The sequence below is a fragment of the uncultured Clostridium sp. genome, from assembly GCF_937920395.1.
Taxonomy (GTDB): Bacteria; Bacillota; Clostridia; order Clostridiales; family Clostridiaceae; genus Clostridium_AD.
Genome location: NZ_CALEVF010000203.1, coordinates 1 through 3,671, shown reverse-complemented (window position 1 = coordinate 3,671; position 3,671 = coordinate 1). Strand labels below are relative to the sequence as shown.

At 28.4% G+C, this 3,671-nt stretch carries 4 protein-coding genes; all 4 read right to left on the bottom strand.

Going from position 1 to position 3,671, the window contains the following annotated elements:
- Positions 1-76 precede the first annotated feature (76 nt).
- A complete protein-coding gene (nadE, locus tag Q0649_RS12715) occupies positions 77-880 on the bottom strand; it encodes an NAD(+) synthase (RefSeq protein WP_298842471.1) in 804 nt (267 codons plus the stop codon).
- 318 nt (positions 881-1,198) lie between these two features.
- A complete protein-coding gene (locus tag Q0649_RS12710; RefSeq protein ID WP_298842468.1) occupies positions 1,199-1,465 on the bottom strand; it encodes a hypothetical protein in 267 nt (88 codons plus the stop codon).
- Between the two features lie 233 nt (positions 1,466-1,698).
- Complete coding sequence (locus tag Q0649_RS12705) at positions 1,699-3,075, bottom strand: cell wall metabolism sensor histidine kinase WalK (protein WP_298842465.1); 1,377 nt, start codon at positions 3,073-3,075, stop codon at positions 1,699-1,701.
- Positions 3,075-3,671: response regulator transcription factor (locus tag Q0649_RS12700; protein ID WP_298842462.1), on the bottom strand; the 597-nt coding region annotated here is incomplete at its 5' end. The genes Q0649_RS12700 and Q0649_RS12705, both read right to left, overlap by 1 nt.

The following is a 3,671-nucleotide window of genomic DNA, read 5'->3' as shown; positions in this document are numbered from 1 at the left end:
AAGGAAAAGAGGCTATCTCTTCAAATGATTTTTTAACCATTTTGAGACAGCCCCTCACTTTAGAACATTTGTAAATTTATTTAATCCACCAAGTGTCTTTTATCGAGACAGGCAGATGTCTTTTATGTTTAGAAACTTCATATAGCTTTAATATTTTCTCTTCATTTGCTTCTTCTATATCCCCACCTCTTAAATATATACAAACCTGATGATTTAGTTCTGTTACTATTTTTTGATTTGTTCCATTATCCCATACACCTGTTGTAGAAAGTTTATCAATTATAGATTGAGGTGCATTAAGTATTTTTGCCATTTCATATACTATACCCTTTGTTATTCCTGCAAGTGGTTGTACATCTCCTGCACCGTCACCATATTTAGTCATCATTCCCAGTGTCAACTCTGCAGCATTTGAGACTCCAGCAACTAAAACATCATAAACCTCAGCTATTCTATATAACACAGTCATTCTTATTCTAGCTTTTGTATTTCCAATATCTACTTTTGAAGAAGGTAAATCACGTAAAAGTTCAATAGATTCAATAACAGGACCCATTATATCATAGGTTTTAAATACCTCTGGGTTTATTACACTTTTAGCTTTTTGTACATCATCCATATCTGGTTTTATTCCAAAAGGAAGTGATAAATTAATTAATTCAAGTCCAGATTTTTTAATTAACATACTTGTAACAAAACTATCTACTCCACCAGTTAGATGACAAACATACCCTTTTTTTCCTGTAACCTCTGCATACTTTTTTAAAAAATCACAAGATTCTTTTATCATTCTATTTGCATATTTTTCTTCTGACTCATCTTGAAGAGGACGAGGTATAGCAAATTCTTTCATGATTTCTTCTTGTTTAATTTTATTCATATAGAGCCTCCTTAAACTTATGTATATCGCTAGTATAACACATATTATACTATTTCCCCCATATGGTTCCACTTATAAGTGGTTAAAAACAAAATATATGTCATTTTTTGTTTTTTAAAAAAAATTCTAAAATTAAAACTCTCCAACGACTATATCATTATGGATTACCATACTTTAAACTTAGCAACTAATTTAAAGAAATTAAGCTTTTCAAAATTTGTAAATTATAAATGAAAGAAAAAAACAAATGACATTTTATTAATCAAATGTCATTTGCCAAATTTCAATATATATACTGAACTATTTTTTCTTTTAAGTTTATTTTATATTTTGTATTTCAGTTAATACTTTATCTAAGGATTCCATTGAAGTGCTTATTGTTTTTGTGTCTATTGGCTTTATCTTTACTCCTGCTTGAATAATTCCGAGTGGGTCCTCAACACCTTTGTAAAGATCTAGGTGTTTAGCCTTTACATCATCCTCAAATAACTTCCAGTTCTCTTCTAGTTTATCCGAAGTTTTAATAAATTTATCTTCTTCTTTATTTGATAATTGAGTTTTCATGTCTTTAAGAACATTTCTCATGTTTTTGCTTCCATCATAAACAGAAGATGTTTTCTTTACTTTGGAAGGTGATTGTTTTTCTGCTACATTTGTTTTGGTGTTTGTTCCAGGAGTAGCTTGATGAGATTTTTGCGCACCACAACCAGCTAATAATAAAGTAGTTCCTAAAGTAATTGATACACTGTAGAAAAGAGTTTCACGTAATCAGCTAAACATTACCTTATATTAAGCTGATTACAAAGTTTTATTTAACATTAAATATTTTCTACATTTTTAAATTCAATAATAAATTCACTACCTTTACCCAATTCACTTTTTACCTCTATTGATGCACAATGAATTAATAGTATATTTTTTACAACAGTTAATCCTATACCATTGCCATCAATTTCATGTCTACTTTTATCCCCTCTGTAAAGCCTTTCAAATATAAATGGTAAATCTTCTTTTTTTATTCCTATTCCAGTATCTTTAACATTAACCATTATTTTAGAGTTGCTTTTACTTGTAGCTACATCTATATACCCATCCTTTTTATTAAATTTAATGGCATTTGATATAAGATTAATAAATACTTGTTTAAGTTTATCTTTGTCACCAAGAATAATATAATTGACCTCGTTGTTTACTTTATAATTTAACGTAATATTTTTTTCCTTTAAAACTGAAGAGAAATCTTCACATACAGAATAAATAACTTCTTTCACATCGATATGTTCACTTATTAATGGTATTTGCTCTGACTCAAATTTCTTCAGCGTATTTAGATTGTTTAGTAACTTACCAAATCTAATTACCTCATCATTTAATGAAATTAGTCTTTCTATAGTTATTGGAAATAATCCATCAATCATAGCCTCTAAATTATTCTGTAAAATATTTAATGGTGTTCTAATTTCATGAGATATATCAGAGACAAGCCTTTTTCTTATTAAATCTTGCTGTTCTAACTTTTCTCCTAGTGTATTTATACTTGTCAAAAGACTTTCAATTTCAGTTATATTACTTGTACTATTCGACCTTGAATTAAAATTACCTTTTGATAAATCCACTGACATATCAGATACAGCCTTAATTGGGATAGAGAATTGCTTTGAAATATACAAACTAATTAATATAGTTATTACAAGTGTTACAATTACACTTATCGCTATACTTACATTGACAGAAGTTTTAAAATTAATATCATCGTTAGATAATAAAACTGAAGAATATTGACCAATTACAACATATCCTACAATGTTTTTACCTGATTTTATTTCATGATATTTTGAAGTGTATATCCCGCTATTTTCTGAATTAAGTTTTGTTAGATGCGCTTTCTCACTTATATCATTTGGATTCATTCCCCATACTTGCTTTTTACTATTATTAAGTAATGTCAAACAATAATTACTCATATAGGCCTCATGCATCATTTCTGACCCAGAATTTTTGCTCCATTTACCATCCCTTTTATAAACTTCTTGAAAATATTCTACAATTCTAATATCTCTTTTCGTTTGATTATCTGCCAAATACTTGTTAAAAGTATTATTTATACTTAAATTAACAAACAGAGAAGTTAATAAAATTGCTATAATTGAGCTAGCAACTAGAATAATGCTAAGTTTTTTTCTTATGCTATACATCAATTATCACATCCAAACTTGTAACCGATTTTAACAACTGTTATTACATATCTTGGATTTTTACTGTCTTCCTCTATTTTTTTTCTTAAATTTTTAATATGAACATCAACAGTTCTATCATAACCTTCAAAATCTAATCCGAATATTTTTTGAATTAATTGGTCTCTTGTTAATACTCTTCCCTTGTTAATAGCAAGCGTATAAAGTATATCGAATTCATTTGGTGTAAGCATTATAGTAATACCTTTTACTTTTACTGACCTCTCCTCCGTATTTATAACTAATTTTCCACTGTCAAAACTTAGAATTGAAGCGTTAACGTTATTAAACCTCCTAAACAAGGCATTAACTCTTGCTGTAAGTTCTCTCGGGCTAAAAGGTTTAACCAAATATTCATCTGCCCCAATATTAAGCCCTTCTATTTTATCTTCTAATGTTCCTTTTGCCGTTAACATGAAAATATATACCTCTGATGTTTCCCTGATAATCTTGCATATATCTTCCCCATTAATATCAGGCAACATCAAATCAAGTATTATCAAATCAAGTTTGTTTTCTTTAAATATTTCAATACCAGTTAATCCATTTAATGCAAC

Bases quoted from the DNA above. Each gene is read 5' to 3' on its own strand.
- nadE (WP_298842471.1), bottom strand. From the start codon at position 880: ATGAATAAAATTAAACAAGAAGAAATCATGAAAGAATTTGCTATACCT.
- Q0649_RS12710 (WP_298842468.1), bottom strand. From the start codon at position 1,465: ATGAGAAATGTTCTTAAAGACATGAAAACTCAATTATCAAATAAAGAA.
- Q0649_RS12705 (WP_298842465.1), bottom strand. From the start codon at position 3,075: ATGTATAGCATAAGAAAAAAACTTAGCATTATTCTAGTTGCTAGCTCA.